This window comes from Agrococcus phoenicis (genome assembly GCF_047302415.1).
GTDB lineage: Bacteria > Actinomycetota > Actinomycetes > Actinomycetales > Microbacteriaceae > Agrococcus.
On sequence record NZ_CP154854.1, the window covers coordinates 2,555,021 to 2,576,513 of the forward strand.

At 73.6% G+C, this 21,493-nt stretch carries 22 protein-coding genes; 14 read left to right on the top strand and 8 right to left on the bottom strand.

Annotated elements, in window-relative coordinates; genetic code table 11:
* Positions 1-51: 51 nt before the first annotated feature.
* Positions 52-963, bottom strand: a complete 912-nt coding sequence (locus AA0Z99_RS12290) for a DMT family transporter (protein ID WP_413317764.1) — start codon at positions 961-963, stop codon at positions 52-54.
* 83 nt (positions 964-1,046) lie between these two features.
* Positions 1,047-1,586, bottom strand: a complete 540-nt coding sequence (locus tag AA0Z99_RS12295; RefSeq protein WP_413317766.1) for a MarR family winged helix-turn-helix transcriptional regulator — start codon at positions 1,584-1,586, stop codon at positions 1,047-1,049.
* A gap of 59 nt (positions 1,587-1,645) precedes the next feature.
* On the opposite strand from AA0Z99_RS12295, the gene idi reads away from it, so the two are divergent.
* The 8 genes from idi to AA0Z99_RS12335 are packed head-to-tail and all read left to right on the top strand — an operon-like array spanning position 1,646 to position 8,911.
* A complete protein-coding gene (gene idi / locus AA0Z99_RS12300) occupies positions 1,646-2,209 on the top strand; it encodes an isopentenyl-diphosphate Delta-isomerase (protein ID WP_413317768.1) in 564 nt (187 codons plus the stop codon).
* On the top strand, positions 2,206-3,225 hold the full coding sequence (locus AA0Z99_RS12305; RefSeq protein ID WP_413317770.1) for a polyprenyl synthetase family protein: 1,020 nt from the start codon (positions 2,206-2,208) through the stop codon (positions 3,223-3,225). Before idi ends, AA0Z99_RS12305 begins: the two co-directional genes overlap by 4 nt.
* Complete coding sequence (locus AA0Z99_RS12310) at positions 3,222-4,151, top strand: phytoene/squalene synthase family protein (RefSeq protein ID WP_413317772.1); 930 nt, start codon at positions 3,222-3,224, stop codon at positions 4,149-4,151. Before AA0Z99_RS12305 ends, AA0Z99_RS12310 begins: the two co-directional genes overlap by 4 nt.
* Positions 4,148-5,713 carry a phytoene desaturase family protein gene (gene crtI, locus AA0Z99_RS12315; RefSeq protein ID WP_413317774.1) on the top strand — a complete coding sequence of 522 codons (1,566 nt, stop codon included), beginning with the start codon at positions 4,148-4,150 and terminating at the stop codon, positions 5,711-5,713. The genes AA0Z99_RS12310 and crtI overlap by 4 nt, the downstream gene beginning before the upstream one ends.
* Complete coding sequence (locus AA0Z99_RS12320; protein ID WP_413317776.1) at positions 5,710-6,069, top strand: lycopene cyclase domain-containing protein; 360 nt, start codon at positions 5,710-5,712, stop codon at positions 6,067-6,069. Before crtI ends, AA0Z99_RS12320 begins: the two co-directional genes overlap by 4 nt.
* Positions 6,069-6,410 (top strand): lycopene cyclase domain-containing protein, encoded by a 342-nt coding sequence (locus AA0Z99_RS12325; protein WP_413320865.1) that lies wholly within the window; start codon positions 6,069-6,071, stop codon positions 6,408-6,410. The genes AA0Z99_RS12320 and AA0Z99_RS12325 overlap by 1 nt, the downstream gene beginning before the upstream one ends.
* Positions 6,403-7,290 (top strand): prenyltransferase, encoded by an 888-nt coding sequence (locus AA0Z99_RS12330; protein ID WP_413317778.1) that lies wholly within the window; start codon positions 6,403-6,405, stop codon positions 7,288-7,290. The genes AA0Z99_RS12325 and AA0Z99_RS12330 overlap by 8 nt, the downstream gene beginning before the upstream one ends.
* A 43-nt stretch (positions 7,291-7,333) precedes the next feature.
* The gene (locus tag AA0Z99_RS12335; protein WP_413317779.1) at positions 7,334-8,911 is read left to right on the top strand and encodes an SDR family oxidoreductase; all 1,578 of its coding nucleotides are present in this window, start codon (positions 7,334-7,336) and stop codon (positions 8,909-8,911) included.
* 16 nt (positions 8,912-8,927) lie between these two features.
* Here the strand turns inward: AA0Z99_RS12335 and AA0Z99_RS12340 are convergent, their stop codons facing one another.
* On the bottom strand, positions 8,928-9,500 hold the full coding sequence (locus AA0Z99_RS12340) for a MarR family winged helix-turn-helix transcriptional regulator (RefSeq protein ID WP_413317781.1): 573 nt from the start codon (positions 9,498-9,500) through the stop codon (positions 8,928-8,930).
* Positions 9,501-9,537: 37 nt separating this feature from the next.
* Positions 9,538-10,089: a MarR family winged helix-turn-helix transcriptional regulator gene (locus AA0Z99_RS12345; protein ID WP_413317783.1), complete on the bottom strand. Its 552-nt coding sequence runs from the start codon at positions 10,087-10,089 to the stop codon at positions 9,538-9,540.
* A gap of 39 nt (positions 10,090-10,128) precedes the next feature.
* On the opposite strand from AA0Z99_RS12345, the gene AA0Z99_RS12350 reads away from it, so the two are divergent.
* Positions 10,129-11,061 (top strand): EamA family transporter, encoded by a 933-nt coding sequence (locus tag AA0Z99_RS12350; protein ID WP_413317785.1) that lies wholly within the window; start codon positions 10,129-10,131, stop codon positions 11,059-11,061.
* Here the strand turns inward: AA0Z99_RS12350 and AA0Z99_RS12355 are convergent.
* Positions 11,043-11,942 carry a LysR family transcriptional regulator gene (locus AA0Z99_RS12355; protein WP_413317787.1) on the bottom strand — a complete coding sequence of 300 codons (900 nt, stop codon included), beginning with the start codon at positions 11,940-11,942 and terminating at the stop codon, positions 11,043-11,045. The two genes, AA0Z99_RS12350 and AA0Z99_RS12355, sit on opposite strands and share 19 nt — an antisense overlap.
* A gap of 187 nt (positions 11,943-12,129) precedes the next feature.
* On the opposite strand from AA0Z99_RS12355, the gene AA0Z99_RS12360 reads away from it, so the two are divergent.
* Genes AA0Z99_RS12360 through AA0Z99_RS12370 form a run of 3 tightly spaced genes read left to right on the top strand, consistent with a single transcriptional unit; the run spans position 12,130 to position 16,043 of the window.
* On the top strand, positions 12,130-13,695 hold the full coding sequence (locus tag AA0Z99_RS12360) for a sodium/proline symporter (RefSeq protein WP_413317789.1): 1,566 nt from the start codon (positions 12,130-12,132) through the stop codon (positions 13,693-13,695).
* Positions 13,696-13,698: 3 nt separating this feature from the next.
* Positions 13,699-14,466 carry an enoyl-CoA hydratase/isomerase family protein gene (locus tag AA0Z99_RS12365; protein WP_413317791.1) on the top strand — a complete coding sequence of 256 codons (768 nt, stop codon included), beginning with the start codon at positions 13,699-13,701 and terminating at the stop codon, positions 14,464-14,466.
* Positions 14,463-16,043, top strand: coding sequence for an AMP-binding protein (locus AA0Z99_RS12370; protein ID WP_413317793.1), 1,581 nt, complete (start codon positions 14,463-14,465; stop codon positions 16,041-16,043). Before AA0Z99_RS12365 ends, AA0Z99_RS12370 begins: the two co-directional genes overlap by 4 nt.
* A 9-nt stretch (positions 16,044-16,052) precedes the next feature.
* On the opposite strand, the gene AA0Z99_RS12375 is transcribed toward AA0Z99_RS12370, so the two are convergent.
* A complete protein-coding gene (locus AA0Z99_RS12375) occupies positions 16,053-17,195 on the bottom strand; it encodes an NAD(P)/FAD-dependent oxidoreductase (protein WP_413317795.1) in 1,143 nt (380 codons plus the stop codon).
* A gap of 23 nt (positions 17,196-17,218) precedes the next feature.
* Positions 17,219-18,073, bottom strand: a complete 855-nt coding sequence (locus tag AA0Z99_RS12380; RefSeq protein ID WP_413317797.1) for a MurR/RpiR family transcriptional regulator — start codon at positions 18,071-18,073, stop codon at positions 17,219-17,221.
* 168 nt (positions 18,074-18,241) lie between these two features.
* Here AA0Z99_RS12380 and AA0Z99_RS12385 point away from each other — a divergent pair, with 168 nt between their 5' ends.
* Positions 18,242-19,369, top strand: a complete 1,128-nt coding sequence (locus AA0Z99_RS12385) for an NAD(P)/FAD-dependent oxidoreductase (protein WP_413317799.1) — start codon at positions 18,242-18,244, stop codon at positions 19,367-19,369.
* A 43-nt stretch (positions 19,370-19,412) separates the two neighbouring features.
* Positions 19,413-20,801 carry a sodium/glutamate symporter gene (locus AA0Z99_RS12390; RefSeq protein ID WP_413317801.1) on the top strand — a complete coding sequence of 463 codons (1,389 nt, stop codon included), beginning with the start codon at positions 19,413-19,415 and terminating at the stop codon, positions 20,799-20,801.
* Positions 20,802-20,838: 37 nt separating this feature from the next.
* On the opposite strand, the gene AA0Z99_RS12395 is transcribed toward AA0Z99_RS12390, so the two are convergent.
* Positions 20,839-21,489, bottom strand: coding sequence for an NUDIX hydrolase (locus AA0Z99_RS12395; RefSeq protein WP_413317803.1), 651 nt, complete (start codon positions 21,487-21,489; stop codon positions 20,839-20,841).
* Between the last annotated feature and the right edge of the window lie 4 nt (positions 21,490-21,493).

The following is a 21,493-nucleotide window of genomic DNA, read 5'->3' on the forward strand; positions in this document are numbered from 1 at the left end:
TCGCGCCCGACGGGCCGACGCCGTTCTGACGCGCCGTCGCGGTGCGCTCGGCTACCCGGGCGGGCGTCGCCGAGCCCGCACGGCGACGGCGGCGCACGCGATCACGGCGAGCCCGCCGATCAGGGTCGGCGGCGTCAGGGGCTCCCCGAGGATGAGCGCCGCCCAGACGAGCGACAGCACCGGCTGCACGAGCTGCAGCTGGCTCACGCGCGCCATCGGGCCGATCGCCAGCCCCCGGTACCAGGCGATGAAGCCGAGGAACATGCTGACGACCGCGAAGTACGCGAACGCCGACCAAGCCGCCGGGCTCGCCTCGACGGGCGCCCTCGCCGCGGAGGCGGCGGTGAGGAGCAGCATGAGCGGCGCGACGACGACGAGCGACCACGAGATCGTCTGCCAGGCGCCGAGCTCGCGCGCGAGCAGTCCGCCCTCGGCGTAGCCGATCGCCGCTGCCGCCACCGCGCCGAGCAGGAGGAGGTCGGCGGCGTGGAACCTCCCCGGCTCGCCGCTGCCGAGCGAGGCGAAGACGACGGCGACGACCGCCCCGGCCGCCGCCGCGAGCCAGAACGCGCGGCCCGGGCGCTCGCGACCGCGCAGGACGGCCGCGAGCGCCGTCGCCGCCGGCAGCACCGCGATGACGACGGCGCCGTGGCTCGCGGGAGCGGTCGTGAGCGCGAAGGAGGTGAGCAGCGGGAAGCCGACCACCACGCCGCCGGCGACCACGAGCACCTGGATCCACTGGCGTCCGCGGGGGAGGCGCTGGCGGGTGGCGATGAGCGCGACGGCCGCGATCGACGCCGCGACCACGGCGCGCGCGGCGCCGACGAGCAGCGGATCGAGCTCGGCGACGGCGACCCGGGTGCAGATCACGGTGAAGGAGAAGGCGGTGACGCCGAGCAGCCCCCAGCGCACGCCCGCCGCTGTCGTCGCCGATGGCCGCGTCGCCGCTCGCTCGCCCGTCATGCCTGCCAGTGTTCACGGGAGCGAGCGCGCCACCGCGAGGCAAGTGGATCGCGCCCGCGGGCCGCGCGGGCCGACCCCGAGCCTCAGAGCCCGGTGCGGGCGGCGATCTCCGTCAGGAAGCGCGTCACCGCGCGCCGCTCGGCGCTCGGCATGCTGGCTGCGACGCGGAATCGCCGCAGGTGCGCCGCGCCGACGCCCTCGGTGGCGCTCGCGGCGGTCGCGGGCGTCACCACGATCGAGAGCGCGCGACGATCCGTGGGGTGCGGCTGTCGGCGCACGTGCCCGGCGCGCTCGAGGCGATCGAGCATCTTCGTCACCGACGAGCCCTGCAGCCCGAGGTGCTCGGCCAGCATCGTGGAGGTGATGACACCGTCGCCGCGGCCCGCGGTCATCAGGAACCGCAGCGCCCGCATGTCGTTCTCCCCGAGGCCCATGAGGCGGCGGCTCTGCTCCTGCTCCTCGTCGGCAGCCGTGCGCCACGCGCGCAGCGCCTCGAACATGTCGATGACCTCGTCGATGTCCGCATCCGCGAGACCCAGCTCTCGGATCGCATCCGCCGCCATGGGATGGTTGCGGGGATCCACGACGGCGCGCTCATCGGGGGTTCCCAGCGGTGTCGTCATGCCGCCATTCTATTCCTAAACTGATAGTTGCACAGTCTAAGTATTGGTACGCTGGGGTCATGACGACGACGCTGGGAGCGCCCGAGCCGGTGACGGACGTGGAGCTCGTGGTGCTGCTCGATGCGAGCGGCACACCGGTGGGCACAGCGCCCAAGGCCGAGGTCCACACCGCCGCGACGCCGCTCCACCTGGCCTTCTCCTGCCACCTGCTGGACGAGGCGGGGCGGATGCTCGTCACGCGTCGCGCGCTCGGCAAGCGCGCGTGGCCGGGCGTCTGGACGAACGCCTGCTGCGGCCACCCCGCGCCCGGCGAGGCGATCGAGCACGCGGTGCGGCGCCGGGTGCGGCAGGAGCTGGGCGTCGAGATCACGGAGCCGGAGCTGGCGCTGCCAGACTTCCAGTACCGCGCCGTCGACGCCAGCGGCATCGTCGAGCACGAGCGCTGCCCCGTCTACATCGCCCGCGTCGACGGCGAGCTGCACCCCGACCCGGACGAGACCGTCGAGTGGCAGTGGGTCGAGCCCGAGCGCCTGATCGCCGGGATCCGCGCCACGCCGTGGGCGTTCAGCCCGTGGCTCGTGCTCCAGGCCGACCAGCTGCCGCTCTTCGCCGGTGCCGCATGACCGTCGTCGGCGCAGGCACGATGCTCGCCGACGTCGAGCGCACGATCGCGGCGCTCGCGGCGCCCACTCGGCCGCACCCGGTGCAGGCCGCGGCGGCCGGCGCGGTCGGCGGCGGCAAGCTGCTGCGCCCGCGCCTGGTGCTGATCGCCGCCGGTGACGCCGTCGACCGCGACGCGGTCATCACGGCGGCAGCCGCGATCGAGCTGCTGCACGCCGCGCTGCTCGTCCACGACGACGTGATCGACGCCGATGCCGAGCGCCGCGGCGAGCCCACCGTCGCGCACGCGGCCAGCAGCACGGCCACCGCCGCGGGCCTCGACGCAGCCTCGGCGACCCGCCTCGGGCTCACCACCGCGATCGTCGCGGGCGACGCGCTGCTCGTGCGCGCCCTCGCCGCGCTCGGCTGCATCGACGTGGCCGCCGCGACGCGCATCCGAGTGCTCGACGTGGTCGAGCGGTCGATGGTGCATGCCGCCGAGGGCGAGCACGACGATGTGCTGCTCGCAGGCAGCGCCCCGGAGGAGGACGTGATCACGCGCATCCTCGAGGACAAGACCGCCGACTACTCGTTCCGCGCGCCGCTCGAGGTGGGCGCGCTGCTGGGCGGCCGCGACGACGCAGCCGTCGAGGCGCTGGGCGAGATCGGCTTGCGGCTCGGCGTCGTCTACCAGCTGCGCGACGACCTGCTCGGGGTCTTCGGCGACGAGGCGGTCACGGGCAAGAGCGCGCTGAGCGACATCCGCGCGGGCGCACCCACGCTCCTCTCGGCCCTGGCGCGGCGCGACGCCGCGTGGGCATCCGTCGCCCAGCACTACGGCGACCCGACCGCCGACCCCGGCGCCGCCGCCCGCGTGCGCGCCGTGATGCGCGGCAGCGGCGCCCTCGCCGCCGTCGAGCAGCGCATCGCCGACGGCTGCGCGGAGGTGCGCGAGCTGATCGCCGTCGCACCCGTCGAGCAGCGCCTGCGCGACGACCTGCTCGACATCCTCTCCCGCTGCGCGGAGCGCGCCCGGTGACGGGGCTCGAGCTCTACACCGCGACCGCGCGCAGGGCGAGCGGTGCCGTCATCAGCGCCTACTCCTCGTCCTTCGGGCTCGCGAGCCGCTTGCTGCCGCCGCAGATGCGCGGCGACATCGAGACGGTCTACGCGCTCGTGCGCGTGGCCGACGAGATCGTCGACGGCCCGGGCGCAGAGTCGGGGCTCGACGCCGAGGGCTGCCGCCGCGTGCTCGACGAGCTCGAGCACGAGGTGGAGCGCGCGCTGGAGAGCGGCTTCAGCGCCGACCTCGTCGTGCACGCCTTCGCCGAGACCGCGCGCCGGGTCGGCATCACCACCGGGCAGACGGCGCCGTTCTTCGCCGCCATGCGCCGCGACCTCGATCCCGTCGCCTTCGCCGACGAGCGCGAGCTGCGCGCCTACGTCTACGGCTCGGCCGAGGTGGTCGGCATCATGTGCGTGCGCTGCTTCCTGGGTGGCGCGCGGCTGCCGGACGCGGAGGCGCGACGCGTGGCGCGCGGGGCCCGTGCGCTCGGCAGCGCCTTCCAGATCGTCAACTTCCTGCGCGACCTCGGCGCCGACTCCGCCGGCCTCGGCCGCGCCTACCTGCCGGGCGTCGACCCCTCGGCGCCGACCGACGAGGCCGTCGGCCAGGTGCTCGACCGCCTCGAGGGCGAGCTGCGCATCGCCCGCAGCACCGTGGCGCTGCTGCCGGGCGGCGCCCGACCCGCCGTCATCGCGGCGCACGACATCTTCGCGGCGCTGGCTCGGCGCATCCGCGCCACCCCGGCGGCGGTGCTGCCGACCCGCCGCATCAGCGTGCCGCCCGCGCAGAAGGCAGCGATCGTCGCGCGCGCTGCGCTCGGCGCCGGGCTCAGCCGCGCGCGGCCGACCCGCCCACGGCGCATCGAGCAGCGCTCGGCCGACGCGGAGCCCGCCCGATGAGCCGCATCGTCGTCATCGGCGGCGGTGTCGCCGGCATCGCGAGCGCGGGCCTGCTCGCGCGCGACGGGCACGAGGTGACGCTCGTCGAGCAGCGCGAGGCGCTCGGCGGTCGCGCGGGCGTGTGGCGCTCGGGCGGGTTCACCTTCGACACCGGCCCCTCGTGGATGCTCATGCGGGAGCCGTACGAGCACGCGTTCCGGCTGCTGGGCTCGCGCCTCGAGGACGAGGTCGACGTCGTGCGCCTCGACCCGGCCTACCGCGTGCTGTACGAGGGCGAGGCCGAGGCGCTCGAGATCTCCGGCGACCTCGAGACGACCGTCGCGCGCTTCGAGGCGATCGAGCCGGGCGCGGGCGAGGCGCTCCGCCGCTACCTCGACTCGGCGAGCGAGACGGCAGCGCTCGCCACGGCCTCCCTGCTGTCGAACCGCTTCGACTCGCCGAAGGCCTTCGCGGGGCTCGGGCTCGGCGCTCGGCTGCCGCGCCTCGGCCGCCTGCTCGTCGAGTCGCTCGAGCGCAAGGTCGACCGCTCGTTCACCGATCGGCGCCTGCGGCAGGCGCTCGGCTACCCCGCGGTCTTCCTCGGCACCGAGCCGCGCTCCGCCCCCTCCATGTACCACCTGATGAGCCACTTCGACCTCGTCGAGGGCGTCTGGTACCCCCAGGGCGGCTTCACGCGGGTGGTGGATGCGCTGGCGCAGCTGGCGATCCGGGCCGGCGTGGAGGTGCGCACGGGCACCGCGGTCGACAGGATCCTCGTCGTCGACGGCGCGGCTCGCGGCGTCGAGCTGGCCGGCGGCGAGCGCATCGACGCCGACATCGTGGTCTCGGCCGCCGACGGGCACGCCACCGACACCCAACTGCTCGCGCACGTGCCGGGCGTCGCCGAGCGCGCGCGCAAGCGCTGGGCGCGGAGCGTCGCGGGACCGTCCGCCGTGCTCGTCATGCTCGGGGTCGAGGGCGAGCTGGCGGAGCTCGCGCACCACACGCTGCTGTTCACGCGCGACTGGGAGGAGGGCTTCGGCCGCATCTTCGGCGCGCAGGCCGCAGACCCGGCCGACGGCGTGACCGATCCCGCGTCGCTCTACGTGAGCCGCACCTCCGCCACCGACTCCTCGGTCGCCCCAGCGGGCCAGGAGGCGCTGTTCGTGCTCGTGCCGGTGCCCGCCGACACGCGCCTCGGGCACGGCGGCATCGACGGCGCCGGCGACGCGGCCGTCGAGGCGATCGCCGACCGCGCCATCGCGCAGATCGGTGACTGGGCGGGCATCGACGGCCTCGGCTCCCGCGTCGTCGCGCGGCGCACGATCGGCCCCGCCGACTTCGCCGCCGACTTCGCGTCGTGGCGCGGCACCGCGCTCGGCCCGGCCCACACCCTGCGGCAGAGCGCGTTCCTGCGCGGCTCGACGAAGCACGGGAGGGTCCGCGACCTGCTGCTCGCCGGCGCGACGACGGTGCCCGGCATCGGCGTGCCGATGTGCCTCATCTCGGCCGAGCTGGTCGTCAAGCACGTGCGCGGCGACCGCAGCACGGGCCCGCTGCAGCCCTCGGCGACCACTCGATGACCCTCGCCTACCTCGGCGCGCTGCTGCTCGCCGCGCTCGGCGTCGGCGCGATCGACGCGCGCTGGCGGCTCGCCCTCTTCCGCGACGCGCCGCGCGCGATCGCGACGGTCGTCGTCACGGCGCTCGCGATGCTGCTCATCGACCTGGGCGGCATCGCGACCGGCAACTTCCGGCTCGGCGAATCGCCCTGGATGACGGGGTTCGAGGTGCTCCCGCACCTGCCGATCGAGGAGCTCGCCTTCGTCACCTTCCTCGCCTACGTGTCGATCGTCGCGATCTGCGCCGCAGAGCGGGTGCTCGCCGCCCGCGCTCGTCGGGGCGCGCAGGCCGGCAGCGGGGGAGGGCAGCGCCCGTGATGTACGCCCTGCTGCTCGCGCCGGCCCTCGTGATCGCGGTCGGCCTCGCCGCCTGGGCGCTGCGGCGCGATCGCCGCGGCTGGGCCGCGGTCGCCATCGCGGCGGCGGCGGTGCTGCTGCTGACGGTCGTGTTCGACTCGCTCATGATCGCCGCCGACCTCTTCCGCTTCGACGAGGCGCTGCTGCTGGGTGTGCGCATCGGCCTCGCCCCCGTCGAGGATCTGGGCTACGCGCTCATCGCCGTGCTCGTCGCCGCTGCCACCTGGCGGCTGTGGCCGGCGCGCCGCCCGGCTGGCAGACTGGGCTCCGCGGCGAGCGGGCGGGGGCAGACGGATGCGTGAGGTCACCGAGCAGCGCAGCCTCGCCAGCCGCCTGCTGCTCGCCTCCCGCCCGGTGAGCTGGATCAACACGGCCTTCCCCTTCGCTGCCGCGATGCTGCTGACGACGGGCGCGATCGACGCCCGCCTCATCATCGGCACCCTCTTCTTCCTCGTGCCGTACAACCTCGCCATGTACGGCATCAACGACGTCTTCGACTACGCATCCGATGCCAAGAACCCGCGCAAGGGCGGCATCGAGGGCGCGCTGCTGCCGCCCTCGACCCACGCGGCGACGCTGTGGTGGTCGGCCCTGCTGTGCCTGCCCTTCGTCGTCGCGCTCGTGGTGCTCGGCGACCCCCTCTCGTGGGCGGTGCTGGCAGTGAGCCTCTTCGCGGTCGTCGCGTACTCCGCGGCCGGCCTGCGCTTCAAGGAGGTGCCGGTGCTCGACTCGATCACCTCGAGCACCCACTTCGTGAGCCCCGCGGTCTACGGGCTCGTGCTCGCGGGCGCCGAGTGGAGCCCGCAGCTCGTCGCGATCCTCGTCGCCTTCTTCTGCTGGGGCATGGCCAGCCACGCGTTCGGCGCGGTGCAGGATGTGGTGCCCGACCGCGAGGGCGGCATCGCGTCGATCGCGACGGCGCTCGGCGCGACGGCGACCGTGCGGCTGGCGATCGGGCTCTGGCTGGCGGCCGGGCTGCTGATGCTGCTCGCGCCGTGGCCGGCCTCCCTGGGAGCGCTCGTCGCCGTGCCCTACCTGTGGCTCGCGCTGCCGTTCCGCTCGGTGGGCGATGCCGACAGCGCCGAGGCGAACCGCGGGTGGCGCCGCTTCCTGTGGGTCAACTACGGCTGCGGCTTCCTGGTGACGATGCTCTGCATCGCCTGGGCGCTCGGCGTCCGATGAGCGAGGGGCCCGTGATGGGCGAGACCGACACGAAGGGCACAGCATGAGCGACAGCGACAGCGACAGCGACACGAGCGGCGCGGTGGAGGCGGGCGAGCCGCAGGGCAGGCGCGTGCTCGTCACGGGCGCCACCGGCTACGTCGGCGGCCGGCTGGCGCCGCGCCTGGTCGAGGCCGGGCACGCCGTGCGCGTGCTGGCCCGCGACCCTGGCCGGCTGCGCGACGCGTCGTGGGCGGATGCCGTGGAGGTGGTGCGCGGCGACCTCGAGGTGCCGGGCGACACGCGTCGCGCCATGGAGGGCATCGACGTGGTCTTCCACCTCGTGCACGCCATGAGCGCCGGCGGCGACTTCGCGGCGGCAGAGCTCGAGCAGGCGCGCAACGTCGCCGCCGCCGCGAAGTCGGCGGGCGTGCAGCGCATCGTCTACCTCTCCGGCCTGCACCCGCAGGGCGAGCACCTCTCGAAGCACCTCGCCTCGCGAGTGGCGGTGGGGGATGCGCTGCTCGACTCGGGCGTGCCCACCATCGTGCTGCAGGCGGGCATCGTGATCGGCTCGGGCTCCGCGTCGTTCGAGATGATCCGCCACCTCACGGAGGTGCTCCCCTACATGCCGGCCCCGCGCTGGGTGCGCAACTTCGTGCAGCCGATCGCCGTGCGCGACGTGCTGCACTACCTCGTGGCCGCCGCGTCGCTGGAGGGCGAGGTGCACGGCGCCTTCGACATCGGCGGCCCGGACGTGCTGCGCTACGGCCAGGTGATGAACGGCTACGCGGTGGAGGCCGGGCTGCCGCAGCGGCCGATCGCGCCGCTGCCGGTGCTCACGCCGTGGCTCGCGTCGCAGTGGGTCAACCTCGTGACGCCGGTGCCGCGCGCGATCGCGATGCCGCTCATCGGATCGCTGCTCCACGACTGCGTGGTCGGCGAGCGGCGCATCGACGCGCTCATCCCGCCGCCGGAGGGTGGCCTGACCGGCTATCGGCAGGCGGTGCGGCTGGCGATCGCGCGCGAGCGATCGGGCGACATCGAGTCGAGCTGGCGCTCGGCCTCCTCGGTCGGGGCACCCTCCGATCCGCTGCCGAGCGACCCGAGCTGGTCGGGCTCCACGGTGCTCGACGACGCGCGCGAGCGCACGACGCACGCGCCGCCCGAGGCGGTCTGGCGAGTGATCGAGGCGGTCGGCGGCGACCGCGGCTGGTACTCCGTGCCGCTGCTGTGGAGCATCCGCGGGCTCGCCGATCGACTCGTGGGCGGCGTGGGGCTGCGCCGCGGTCGCCGCGACCCCGATCGACTGCGGGAGGGCGACGTCGTCGACTTCTGGCGGGTCGAGCGGCTGGATCGCGGCAGGCTGCTGCGGCTGCGCGCCGAGATGAAGGTGCCGGGTCGCGCCTGGATCGAGTTCAGCGTCGAGCCCCACGAGGGAGGCAGCCGCTACCGGCAGCGCGCGATCTTCCTGCCCAGCGGGCTCTCCGGCCGCCTCTACTGGTGGTCGCTCGTGCCCGCGCACCAGGTGATCTTCGAGGTGATGGCGAGCCGCATCGTCGCAGCTGCCGAGGAGGCGGCGGCCGCGCCGGACGCCGGTCGCCACGCCGCGCAGCCCCCTGCGGAGGATCCCGCGGGCTGATGCTGAGGGCGCCGGCTCAGCGCTCGTGCTCGATGACCGGCAGGTCGGCCAGGGCGCTGAGGAAGCGGGTGGCTGCGCGGCGCTCCGCCGAGCTGAGCGACGCCGCCACCTCGAAGCGCCGGCTGTGGTCGGCGCCGACCGAGCTGGTCGCCGAGCTGCGCGTCTCGTCGGTCACGACGATCGAGAGCGCGCGTCGATCGGTGGGGTGCGGCAGTCGCTCGATGTGGCCGGCGGCGGCGAGCCGATCCAGCATCTTCGTGACGGAGGGGCCGGAGATGCCCAGGTGCGCGGCGATCATGGTGGAGGTGACGATGGTGCCCTCGCGGCCGACCGCCATGACGTACCGCACGGCGCGCATGTCGTTCTCCCCCAGGTGCATGAAGCGCCGGCCGGCCTCGCTGTGCGCCTGGGAGGTGCGATGCCAGCGGCGCAGGGCGTGGAAGAGCTCCACGATCTCCTCCACCTCGGCATCGCTCATCCCGCGCTCGCGCACGATCGGTGCGGATGCGCTCAGCCGGCGCGGATCGAGCATGGCTCGGCCGTCGTCATCGCCCGGGGCTCCTCGGGCGTCGTCGGCGGTCAGCGGCACGGCGCCATGCTAGCAACGCGGCTCATAGTTGCTCTGTCTAACGATCCTCGCCGTCGCGCTCGCGGCTGACGGCCGAGGGCGCGGCAGCCGCGGCAGCAGCGCCTTCGACGTGCAGCGCCCAGGCCCGCAGGATGCGCTCGAGCTCGCGCCGATCGCGCTCCGAGAGCGGCGCCAGGATCCGGCGCTCGTTCTCGAGGTGCGCGGGCATGGCCTCGTCGATGAGCTGCAGGCCCGCATCCGTCAGCCGGACGACGCGACCGCGGCCGTCGAGCGCATCGGCGGCACGCTCCACCAGCCCCTTCGCCTCGAGGGAGTCGAGCCGCTTCGAGACCGCGCCCTTCGTGACCATGGTGGCGCCGGCGAGCGCCGAGGGGGCGAGCGCGTGCGGCGCGCCGGTGCGGCGCAGCGTCGCGATGATGTCGAACTCGCCCTCGCTGAGCCCGAAGCGCCGGTACAGCGCGACGAGCTCGCCGGTCACGTGCTGAGCGATGCGGCTGAGGCGCCCGATGATGGCGACGGGGGAGGCGTCGAGGTCGGGGCGCTCGCGCGCCCACTCGTCGATCATGGTCGTCACGGCGTCGCGCTGCATGGTTGCAGTGTAGTTGCGATGGAAACTAGAGTGGTTTCCATGGAAACGAGATCGCCGGCGGCTGGCGGCACCGACGCGCTGCGGTGGATCCTCATCGGCGCGCTCGCCCCGCTCTCCTGGGGTTCCGTCTACTTCGTGACCCTCCACTGGCTGCCCGCCGAGGAGCCGCTGACCGCCGCGATGCTGCGGTCGCTGCCGGCCGGGCTGCTGCTGCTCGTGCTGCGCCGGCGGCTGCCGCGCGGCGCGTGGTGGTGGAGGTCGGTCGTGCTCGGGCTGCTGAACTGCAGCGCGTTCTTCGTGCTCGTCTACGTCGCTGCCAAGCTGCTGCCGACCTCGATCGCGGCGATGCTCATGAGCCTGTCGCCCATCGCGATGATGCTGATCGCCTGGGGCCTCGTCGCCGAGCGGCCCACCGCGAGGCGACTGCTCGGCGCGGCGATGGGGCTGCTGGGCGTCGTGCTGCTCATGGCCGCCTCCGTCGGCGCGATCGACGGCTGGGGCGTGGCCGCGTCCGTGACCGGCATGGCGATGTACGCGTTCGGCTCGGTGCTGGGCAAGCGCTGGAGCGGCGAGGTGGACGCGGTCGCCTCCTCCTCCTGGCAGCTCACCGCCGGTGGGCTCGTCCTGCTGCCCTTCGCGCTGCTGCTCGAGGGCGTGCCGACCGGGCTGCCGGCGACCGCGGTGCTGGGCTACGCCTACATCTCGGTGGTCGCGACCGCGGTGGCCTTCGTGTGCTGGTTCAGCGCGCTGCGCCGCCTGACGGCCGGTCAGGTCGGCCTGCTCGGGCTGCTCAACCCCGTCACCGGCGTGCTGCTCGGTGTCGCGCTCGGCAGCGAGGCGCTGACCGGATGGCAGTGGCTGGGCATCGCGGTCGTGCTCGCCGGCGTGGCGGTCGGCCAGACGGCGGCTCGGAGACGCCGGCCGACCGCGCCGCGGCCGATCGACGCGACCGCTCAGTCGGCGGCGACCTGACGCAGGGCGGTCACGAAGGCGTCGACCAGCGGGTTCGGGTCGCTCGCGCGGACGGCGGACATGATCTTCCGCTGCGGCAGGCGCTCGGCCATCGCGAGCACCACCGTGGCATCCGTCGCGTCGCGCAGCGTGATCTCCGGCATGAGCGCGATCGCCAGCCCGGCCTTGACGATGCCCTGCACCGTGCCCGGGTTGTTGCTCCGGAAGGCGATGCGCGGTGTGAAGCCGTGCTGTCGGCAGAGCGCCATCAGGCACTGGTGCGACGGCGTCTCCTCGCCGTGCGCCACCCAGGTCTCGCTCGCCAGCTCGTGCAGCCCGACCCGGGGCTTGCGCGCGAATCGATGCTTCCTGGGCGCGACGATGCACAGCCCCTCCGTCATCACCTCCGTCAGGCGCAGGTTGGCGGGGAAGGCCGAGGGCACGAGGTCGTACTCGAAGCCCAGGGCCAGGTCGAGGCTGCCGTTGGCCACGAGCGGGAAGAGCGCGTGCGGCTCGCCCTCGTCGAGCGTGATCTCCACCTCGCGACGACGCACGAGGAACCGCGCGATCGCCGTGCCCAGCAGCGGCCCGCCGGCGGAGTTGAACGCACCGACGCGCAGGCGCCCCGCCTGCCCCGCACCGAGCCGCGCGATGTCGATCTCCACCTGGTCGAGCAGCTCGAAGACCTCGTCGGAGCGCTGCGCGAGGTAGTGCGCTGCTTCCGTCGGCACGACCCGGCTCGCCTCCCGCTCGAACAGCTGGATCCCGAGCGCCTGCTCGAGGCCGGCCATCTGCTGCGAGACGGCGGAGGCCGTGTAGCCCAGCTCGCGAGCCGCCGCGGCGAAGGATCCGGCGCGCATGATGCACCGCATGGTGCGGAGCGTTCTGATGTCGACGGCCACGCCGGGAGCCTACGCCCGTGCGGCGCTGGCGCTGCGCGAGCGTAAGCGCGGCTGATGGCGAGCGACGGCAACTCTGGCCCTGGGGGAGCGCTGCGGGGGCGACGGCTTCCTAGAGTTGCTAGGCATCGGCGACGTGCTCGTGAGCCCGCCGACGCCGGAGATCCGACTACGACGACGGAGTTGCACCATGTCGAACACCGCTGACCCATCGACGATGGTCGTCTTCGTCGTCTACCTCATCGCCGTGCTGGCGATCGGCATCTGGGCGTATCGCAAGAACAACGACATCGGCGACTTCGCCATCGGCGGGCGCCGCCTCGGGACGTTCGTGACGACCGTGAGCGCCAAGGCGACCGACTCGAGCCAGTGGGTGTTCTTCGGGCTGCCGGGCGCCTTCTACATCAGCGGCATGAGCAACATCTGGCTGATCCTCGGCCTCACCCTCGGCTTCTACCTCAGCTGGCGGGTGCTCGCGGGCCGTCTGCGGGAGTACTCGAGCCGAGTCGGGGACTGGCGCCGCACCGCCGCGGGCGAGTCGGTGACGCTGCCCGGATTCTTCGCCAACCGCTTCCGCAGCAACGCGCTGCGCTCGGTCTCGGCCGTCTTCATCATCATCTTCTACGTCATCTACCTCGGCTCGGCCTTCATCGCCACCGGCGTGATCTTCCAGCAGATCTTCGGCGGCTCCGTCGTGACGGGCACCATCATCGGCGCGCTCGTGGTGATGATCTACTCCTCGCTCGGCGGGTACCTGGCCAGCAGCTACACCGACGTCATCCAGGGCTGCCTGATGTTCGGCAGCCTGCTGGTGCTCTCCGTGGTCGCGGTCGTCACCGTCGGCGGCGTCGGCGGCTTCATCGACGCCGTGGGCGCGCAGAACCCCGACCTGTGGTCGCCGCTGGCAGGAGTGGAGCAGGTGGAGGGCTCCTGGGTGACCACCAGCGCCGTCCCGTTCGTCGCCATCGTCTCCGGGCTCGCGTGGGCGGTCGGCTACTTCGGCTCCCCGCACATCCTGGCGCGCTTCATGGGCATGAAGCAGGCGAAGTCCGCGCGCGGCGGCGCGCGCCTCGGCCTCTTCCTCTCGGTGACGCTGCTCGGCTCGGCCGGCGTCATCGGCCTCGCGGCGATCGCGATCCTCGGCCCCGACCTCGCCGACCCGCAGGACGCCTACATGACGCTCGTCTCCGAGCTGTTCCCGAGCTGGGTGGCGGGGATCTTCCTCGCCGGAGTCCTCTCGGCGGTCATGAGCACCGCCGACTCGCAGCTGGTGGTCGCCTCGGCGACGCTGACCGAGGACTTCTACCGCGCGTTCGTGAACCGGGACGCCCCCGCGAAGACCGTCGTCTGGCTGAGCCGCATCGCCGTGCTCGCCTGCACCGTCGTCGGCGTGGTCGTCGCGCTCCAGGGCGGCACGATCCTCGACCTCGTGGCCTACGCCTGGGCGGGATTTGGCGCGAGCTTCGGCCCGGCGCTGCTCGCCTCGCTCTACTCGCGGAAGGCGACCTGGTTCGGCGTGCTGCTCAGCATCGTGGCGGGCGGATCGACGGTCATCGTCTACCGCATGGTCGACACGATCGGGCTGTACGAGCTGATCCCGGGCTTCATCGCAGGCATGCTCGCGCTGTGGCTGGGCAGCTGGCTCGGGCCCAAGCAGCCCAAGGTCATCACCGCGCAGTTCGACGCGCTGCAGACCGACGTCGCCGCCGCATCCGCCGCGAGCGCCCCCGCGAACCACGAATCGACGAAGGAGTAAGCCATGGCCACGCTCGAGATCACGATCCAGGACCGGATCGGCATCATCACGCTCACCAACCCCTCGGCGATGAACGCCTGGACCCAGGAGATGCAGCGCGACATGGCGGTGCAGCTCGCGTCGCTCGACGCGGACCCCGCGGTCGACGGCGTCGTCATCACCGGAGCGGGCGACCGCGCGTTCTGCGCCGGCCAGGACCTCAAGGAGGTCGCGCGCTTCACCGAGGCGGACGTCGAGGAGTGGCTCGACACGTTCCGCACCGTCTACGACGCGGTGCTCTCCACCTCGAAGCCCGTGATCGCCGCGCTCAACGGGGTCACCGCGGGATCCGGCTACCAGCTCGCGCTGCTGTGCGACCTGCGGATCGGGCACGCGGGCGTCCGCATCGGTCAGCCCGAGGTGCGCTCCGGGATCCCGAGCATCACGGGGATGTACCTCACCTGGCAGTCGCTCGGGCACAGCAAGACGGCGGAGATGATGCTCACCGGCCGGCTGCTCGACGCGCAGGAGGCGCTCGACCTCGGCCTCATCGCCGAGCTCCGGCCGCAGGGCGAGGTGCTCTCGCGCAGCATCGAGCTGGCGACCGAGCTCGCCGCGCTCCCCACGCAGGCGTTCGCGCTCACGAAGCGACGGATCCGCGAGACGCTCATGCCCGGGCTCGAGGACGCCTTCGCCGCTGCGCTCGCTGCGGACACGCAGGCGTACGGCGACGGCGAGCCGCAGCGCACGGCGGGCGACTTCGTCGCGAGCAAGGGCGCCGAGCGCCGGTGACGACCTCGAGCACGACCTTGGCGGAGGCCGCGCGCTTCATCGACGGGCCTCGGCTCGCCGACGCGCTGCGCGAAGTGGCGGCGACGGACCCCGATCGGCGCTACTCCCGCGACCGCATCGGCAGCGTTTCCATCGGCGAGCTCGATCGCCGCGTCGACGAGGCGGTCGCGCACCTGCGCGGCCTCGGGCTCGGTGCATCGTCTCGGGTCGCGATCGCGCTGCCCGTCGGCATCGACCACGTCGTGCTCATCTTCTCGCTGCTGCGCATCGGTGCGCTGTGGATCCCCCTCAACCCGCAGCTGCAGGGCGAGCCGCTGCGCCACCAGCTCCGCGACTCCGGCGCCACCGACGTCATCGTGCAGCGGCAGGCGCCGCTCGCGGCGGAGCTCGGGATCGACCCCGGCGTGCCGCGCGCGCTCCCGGGGGCGGAGGAGGCAGGGCCGCTCCTCGCCTCGGGGGTCGCCACCCTGCTGCCATCCAGCCCCGTGGCCGAGCGCGGCGGGGCGAGCCTGCTCATGTACACCTCCGGCACCACCGGCCCGCCCAAGGGCGCGCTCGTCAGCGAGACCATGCTCCGCGCGGCCGCGCTCGGTGCGCTCGAGGTCACCGCGGCGCGCGCGGGCGACGTCTTCTACGTCTGGGAGCCGCTGTTCCACATCGGGGGCGCGCAGGTCGTCTTCCTGCCCCTGTTCGAGCGCCTGGAGCTGGCGCTCGCGCCGAGGTTCAGCGCGAGCCGCTTCTGGCAGGACGTCGTCGACCTCGAGGCGACCCACATCCACTACCTCGGCGGGGTGCTGCAGATCCTGCTGCAGCTGCCGGCGACCGCGCTCGAGCGGGAGAACCGCGTGCGGGTCGCGTGGGGTGCGGGTGCGACGCGCGAGATCCGTGCGGCCTGTCGCGAGCGCTTCGGCTTCGCGCTCCACGAGTGCTACGGGATGACGGAGACCTCGAGCATCGTGACCGTCAACAGGGATGAGGTCGACGGCGGCGTCGGTGAGGCGCTGCCGTGGGTGGAGATCGCCATCGACGGATCGCAGGACCCCTCGGCGAGCGTCGGCGCCGCGCCGGCGAACGCCGATGGCCGTGCGATCGGCGAGGTGCGCGTGCGCGGCAGGATCCCCGGGCTGCTGACCGAGGGCTACCTCGGCAACGCTGCTGCGAGCTCCGGCGCCCGGGACGGCGAGTGGTTCCGCACCGGCGACCTCGGCTTCCTCGACGATGCGGGTCGGTTGCACTTCACCGGCAGGAACAGCGACAGCATCCGCGTGCGCGGCGAGAACATCTCGGCGTGGCAGATCGAGAGCGTGTTCGGGCTGCACCCCGACATCGACCGGTGCGCGGTGGTCGGCGTCGAGGCGCAGGTCGGCGAGCAGGAGATGCTGCTGCTGTGCACGGCCGCCGAGGGGCGCCGCGTCGATCCCGCAGCGGTGCTCGCGTGGGGCGGCGAGCGGCTCGCCAGGTTCCAGGTGCCTCGCTATGCGCGCGTGGTGGAGTCGATGCCGCTGACGCCCAGCCAGCGCATCGCGAAGCATCGCCTGCCGCGGGATCTCGAGGGCGCGAGCGAGCGCGCTCGCTGACGCCGCGGGCTACTGCTCACCGGGTCGCCGCGCGGCGGTCGCGACCGCCGTCGGCGCTGCGCCGTCGGCGAAGCGCGCGGGGCGGAAGCCGTCCAGCAGCGGGCTCGCGCTCCCCTCGACCAGCTCGGCCGCGATGGTCTCGGCGAGCAGCGGTGCCAGGGTGATGCCGCTGTGCGTCACGACGGCCCACACCCTCCCGCGGGCGGTGCCGTCCAGCGGGCCGGCGACGGTCTGCCCGTCGACCGGCACCACGCGGTGCCCGACGCGCACCTGGTCGACCGCGACGTCCTCGCGCTGCAGGAGCTGCCGCATCCGGCGCGCGAAGGTCGCGGCGAGCGCGGGCGACGGCTGCACGTCGGGGCCCGCCGTGCGATCGAGGTCCAGGCACTGCGCGATCAGCGCGTCGGGCCCGTCCGGCCGGATGTTCGCCTCGTCGGTCGAGAGCACGCGATCGATGCCGTGCGCGGCCACCGCGATGCGCGCGAGGTAGCCCCACGCGGCCCCGCCGGCCGCCTGCGGCACCATCGGCAGCGCGAAGCCTGCCGATGCGGCGAGCGCCGCGCTGCCGTTGCCCGCGGCGATCACGACGCGGTCCGCGCGGATGCGGCGCCCTGATGCCAGGGCCACCTCCTCGCCCTCGACGGCGACGGCACGATCCTCGATGCGCGTGCACCGCCCGGAGGCCTCGAGGCTCGCCAGGATGGCTGCGCGGATCGGCGCCGGCGCGCAGTGGCCCTCGAGGGGGAACTCGGCTGCGATCGCACCGGGGACGGCCGCGCCGGGCACCTCCGCGGCCGCGTCCGCGAGCGGCACGAGCGCCGCGGGGTAGTCGAGGGAGCGCAGGTGCGCGACGCGCTCGCGCAGCGCGCTGACGTGCTCGGGATGCGACACGACGACCGCGTGCCCGCTCCACCGCACGTGCGCCGCGTGCTCCGGGCCGAAGCGCTCGCGCCAGGCGTCGAGCCCTCGTCGGTTGAGCGCCTGATACGCATCGGGTCGCTTGCGGTGGCTGTTGAGCCACGCGAACGTCGTCGCGGACGCGCCGGCGATCTCCTGCGCGGGGTCGATGAGCGTCACGCTGCACCCGCGGCGCACCAGCGCCTGCGCGAGCGCGACCCCGACGAACCCCGCTCCGAGGACGGCGACGCGCATCGGGTCGTCTCGCGTGGCCGCGCTCATCGGGAGAACTCGCTGCGATGGCGCTGCGCGCGCTCGCGCGCCTCCATGGCGCGCTCGGGGTCGCGCCGGGCGATCTCGGCCACGAGCGCGTCGAGGAGCGCGATGCAGCTCGTCGCCTCCGTGGCCGCGCTCCCGTGCGTCGGCGGCAGCCGCAGCACCTGGGCTCCAGCGGATCGCAGCTCTGCCGAGACGGCGCCCTGCGTGACGACGAACACCCTGGGCGTCGTGCGCAGCGCCGCCGAGGCGAAGCGCTCGACGTCGGGGAACATCGCCCGCGGCGCGATGATGAGGACGGCGTGGTCGGCGCCGATGCGGAAGGCGGCGTCGGCGTTCGTGTGGCCGCCGCCCGTCACCGCGCGCGAGTCGAGGCCGATGCGGGCGAACTCGAGATCGGCGTACCCGGCGAGGAACGCGGCGGTGCCGAGCCCGTAGACGGTGACCTTCGGCGCCTCGCTGCACGCCTCGACGGCGCGCGAGGCGACCGCCCAGTCGAGGCTGGACGCGACGCCGAGCGTGAGCGCTGCCGCCGCGCGCAGCACCGCGACCATCGCAGCCGGTGCCGTCGGGTCCGGCGCGTCATCGGTCGAGCCCGAGGCTGCTTCGAGCCGCCCGTGCAGCACGTGCTGCAGGTTCGCGGGGTCTTGGAGCTGCTCGGCGCAGAACGCCTTCATCTCCTTGATGTTCTGGAAGCCGAGCTTCTGGGCCGCTCGGGCGACCGTCGCCTCGCTCGTGCCGGTCTGCTGCGCGATCTCGCTGCCGCTCGCGGTCGCGAACTGGAGCGGCCGCTCGAGCGCGAGCATCGCGACGGACTGCTCGCGCCGCGTCAGGGCGGCGATGGGGTTCGGCCACATGGGAACATCCTCTCGCTGAAAGAATAGCTTCATGTTTGACGCTGGGTGAAAGAAAGCCTACGATAGCCAGCACCCGAAGGCAGGCTGATCGCTCGGCGAGGCGCGGAGTCGCGACGCAGCCCGGGCAGCGGCGCGGTCGCGGTGCAGGCAGAGCAGTCTGGAGATCAGGTGGAGCACGAGTTCGTCATCGTCGGTGGAGGGGTCCACGGCATCGCCACGGCCTACCACCTCGCGAAGCTCGGCGCGCAGACGGTGCTGGTGCTGGAATCCGCGACGATCGCGAGTGGCGCCTCCGGCGGCTTCGGGCAGCGCGGCGTGCGCGCCAACCGCCGCGACCTGCGCGAGCTGCCGCTGATGGCCGAGGCCAACGCCACCTGGCCGACGCTGCACGACGAGCTCGGTGCGCCGACCGGCTTCGTCCGGACGGGCGGCACCTACCTCATCGACGGTGCAGCGAGCACGGGCTTCAAGGGCATCGAGGCCGCTGACGCCCATGCGCGCGTGCAGTCGGCGCTCGGCATCGCCACCGAGGTGTGGGACCGAGCGCGCGTGGCGTCCGAGTACCCGGGGATCTCCGAGGCGGTGCGCGGGGCATCCTTCGTCGCGACCGACGGCGTCGCATCGCATGCTGCGACGACGCAGGCCTACGCGAGCGCCGCCCGCGCCCTCGGCGTCCAGATCCGCGAGCAGACGGCGGTCGAGCGCCTCGAGCTCGACGCCTCCGCTCAGGTGCGTGCCGTGATCACCGCCGACGGCGAGCGCATCGCGGTCGGCCGCGAGCTGCTGCTGACGAACAACGTCGGCGTCCGCGACCTGCTGGTGCAGGCCACCGGGCACGACCTGCCGCTGTGGACCGTCTACCCGCAGGCGCTGCGCCTGCGCACCTCGGCTGCGCCGCGCATCCCGATGCTGACCGGGCACGAGAGCCGCCCGCTCTCGGTCAAGTCGCTCGGCGACGAGCTCATGCTGAGCGGCGGGTGGCGCGGCCGCGCCACGGCGACGGGCGGGGCGGTGGACGAGGAGCGCGTGCGCGGCAACGTCGCCGTGCTGCAGTCGGTCTTCCCGTACCTGACCGATCTCGAGGTGGTGAGCGCCGACGTGTCTCGAGCCGAGAGCGCCTCCGTCGACCAGATCCCCGTCATCGGCCGCTGCGGCGCGAACCTCTCCGTCGCCACCGGATGGTCGGGGCACGGCTGGGCGATCGCCCCCGCGGTCTCGCGCCACCTCGCCGAGCAGCTGCTGCACGAGACCGCCTCGCCGCTGCTCGCGCCGTTCAGCCCCGAGCGGTTCCGCTGACCCCCATGTCCTCGACCCGACCGACCTGACCCAGGAGGCCTCGATGCCCGACCTCGTCGCGATCGACGCAGGGATGCTGAGCTCGCTGCTGATCGCCGTGAGCCTGCTCGGCGTGCTGCTGCTCGCCGGTGTCCTGCTGCGCGCGCTCATCCGCCCGCTGCGCCGCTACTTCATCCCCGCTGCGCTCATCGGCGGCCTCATCGGCCTGCTGCTCGGCCCGCACGCGCTCGGGGTCGTCCCCGACGCCCTCAACACGACCTGGTCGAGCCTCGCGGGCATCCTCATCACCATCGTCTTCGCCCCCATGCTGCTGGGCGAGCGCCTCCCGAAGGCGCGCGAGGCGATCAAGGAGGCCGCGCCGCACGTCTTCTACTCCTACTTCAGCAGCTTCGCCATCGTCGCCGTGCCCGCGCTGCTGACCTTCCTGATCTTCACGCCCGCGTTCGGCACCAACCCGCTGTTCTCGACGATCTTCGAGGTCTCGTGGCCCGGCGGCCACGGCACGGCTGCGGGCATGGAGGAGTCCTACAGCGCGCTGGGGTGGGCCGCGGGCTCCTCGCTCGGGCTCGGCTCGGCGACCGCCGGCCTCATCTTCGGCATCGTCGCCGGCATGGTGATGATCAACATCGCCGTGCGCCGAGGGCACCTCGTGCACGCCCGAGGCGACGGCGGCGAGCCCTCCACCGACATCCTCCCGGTGGCGGAGGCGCGCGTCGAGTCGCAGGGGCGCCTGAACCGCGCATCGCTCGACAACCTCGCGTTCCACTTCGCGCTCATCGCGGCGGCCGTGCTGATCGGCACGGGCCTCAAGCTGCTCGTCGACCTCGTGATCACGGGCGTGCCCCTCTTCCCGCTCGCGATGATCGGCGGCCTCATCGTCCACGTCGTGATCCGCCGCACGCCGGCCTACGAGCTCGTCGACAAGGCGACGCTCAACGCCATCGCGGGCATCGCGCTCGACTTCCTGGTCGTCGCCGCCGTCGCGTCGCTCTCGCTCCCCGTCCTCATCGACAACTGGCAGGCGCTCGTGATCTCGCTCGTGGTGGTCGCGGCGATGAGCGTCGCGATCTTCGCCTTCATCGGCCCGCGCATCTTCGCGAAGGACTGGGTGGAGAACAGCATCGTGAACTTCGGCGCGATGACCGGAGTCGTCTCGGTCGGGCTCGTGCTGCTGCGCGCCGCCGACCCGAACTTCAAGACCAACGCGTTCCGCGGCTTCGCCCTCAGGGCGCCCTTCGCGAGCCCCTTCGTGGGCGGCGGCCTCATCACGGCGCTCTTCCCGGTCGCGGTCGCGAGCTGGGGCAACCTGTGGGTCGGCCTCGGATGCGCCGCGGTGTGCGCGGCGCTGATCGTGGTCGCGAGGGTCACCGGCATCTGGAAGTCGCCGCGCACGCGCGGCGCCGCGAGCGAGCGGGTGCCGACGACGCCGTGACCCGCGGAACGGGGCCGCCGGCCCGGCGCGGGCCGGGTCAGCGGTGCTCGAACCTCCAGGGGAGCGAGCCCACGTGCAGCCGGTGGCGGGGGCCCTCGTCGGTCTCCGGCGCCTCGCCCTCGTAGGCCTCGTCGCCCTCCCAGATGGCGAGCCCTCGCGCCGCGTCCTGCTTGGTCGCGTAGACGCGCAGGTCGTGCCTGCGCAGCGCCGCGAGCGCGCTGTCGACCGTCGGGTAGGCCATCAGGGTGTCGAGCGTGACCCAGGTCGGGGGGAAGAGCCGCAGCTCGCCGGCGCCGTGTCGCTTCAGCGCATCGGCCGGCCGGATCCAGACGTGGTCGACGACCTCGGAGGGCTGCGGCACGATCTCGCCGTCGGGCGCCTCGGCCACGAAGAACCAGGTGAGGAACTTCGTGTCCAGCTGCACGGGCGGCGACCAGTGCGAGAGCGGCACGAGCGACTCGGGCGCGGCGACCAGGCCGGTCTCCTCAGCCGTCTCGCGCACGGCGGCGTTGCGCGCGGTCAGCTCGAGGTCGTCGGAGACCGCGTCGACGGGCTCGACCTTGCCGCCCGGGAACACCCAACCACCGGCGAACGAGCCGCGGTCGGGCCGCTGCAGCAGCAGCACCTCGATGGCGCCGGCGCCGTCGCGCATGAGCACGAGCGTCGCGGCGGTGCGAATGGCGGTCACGCGC

Coding starts and splice junctions, on each gene's coding strand:
- AA0Z99_RS12320 (WP_413317776.1), top strand. CDS start 5,710: ATGACCCTCGCCTACCTCGGCGCGCTGCTGCTCGCCGCGCTCGGCGTC.
- AA0Z99_RS12295 (WP_413317766.1), bottom strand. CDS start 1,586: ATGACGACACCGCTGGGAACCCCCGATGAGCGCGCCGTCGTGGATCCC.
- idi (WP_413317768.1), top strand. CDS start 1,646: ATGACGACGACGCTGGGAGCGCCCGAGCCGGTGACGGACGTGGAGCTC.
- AA0Z99_RS12365 (WP_413317791.1), top strand. CDS start 13,699: ATGGCCACGCTCGAGATCACGATCCAGGACCGGATCGGCATCATCACG.
- AA0Z99_RS12375 (WP_413317795.1), bottom strand. CDS start 17,195: ATGCGCGTCGCCGTCCTCGGAGCGGGGTTCGTCGGGGTCGCGCTCGCG.
- AA0Z99_RS12305 (WP_413317770.1), top strand. CDS start 2,206: ATGACCGTCGTCGGCGCAGGCACGATGCTCGCCGACGTCGAGCGCACG.
- AA0Z99_RS12330 (WP_413317778.1), top strand. CDS start 6,403: ATGCGTGAGGTCACCGAGCAGCGCAGCCTCGCCAGCCGCCTGCTGCTC.
- crtI (WP_413317774.1), top strand. CDS start 4,148: ATGAGCCGCATCGTCGTCATCGGCGGCGGTGTCGCCGGCATCGCGAGC.
- AA0Z99_RS12350 (WP_413317785.1), top strand. CDS start 10,129: ATGGAAACGAGATCGCCGGCGGCTGGCGGCACCGACGCGCTGCGGTGG.
- AA0Z99_RS12390 (WP_413317801.1), top strand. CDS start 19,413: ATGCCCGACCTCGTCGCGATCGACGCAGGGATGCTGAGCTCGCTGCTG.
- AA0Z99_RS12345 (WP_413317783.1), bottom strand. CDS start 10,089: ATGCAGCGCGACGCCGTGACGACCATGATCGACGAGTGGGCGCGCGAG.
- AA0Z99_RS12335 (WP_413317779.1), top strand. CDS start 7,334: ATGAGCGACAGCGACAGCGACAGCGACACGAGCGGCGCGGTGGAGGCG.
- AA0Z99_RS12380 (WP_413317797.1), bottom strand. CDS start 18,073: ATGTGGCCGAACCCCATCGCCGCCCTGACGCGGCGCGAGCAGTCCGTC.
- AA0Z99_RS12360 (WP_413317789.1), top strand. CDS start 12,130: ATGTCGAACACCGCTGACCCATCGACGATGGTCGTCTTCGTCGTCTAC.
- AA0Z99_RS12325 (WP_413320865.1), top strand. CDS start 6,069: ATGTACGCCCTGCTGCTCGCGCCGGCCCTCGTGATCGCGGTCGGCCTC.
- AA0Z99_RS12290 (WP_413317764.1), bottom strand. CDS start 963: ATGACGGGCGAGCGAGCGGCGACGCGGCCATCGGCGACGACAGCGGCG.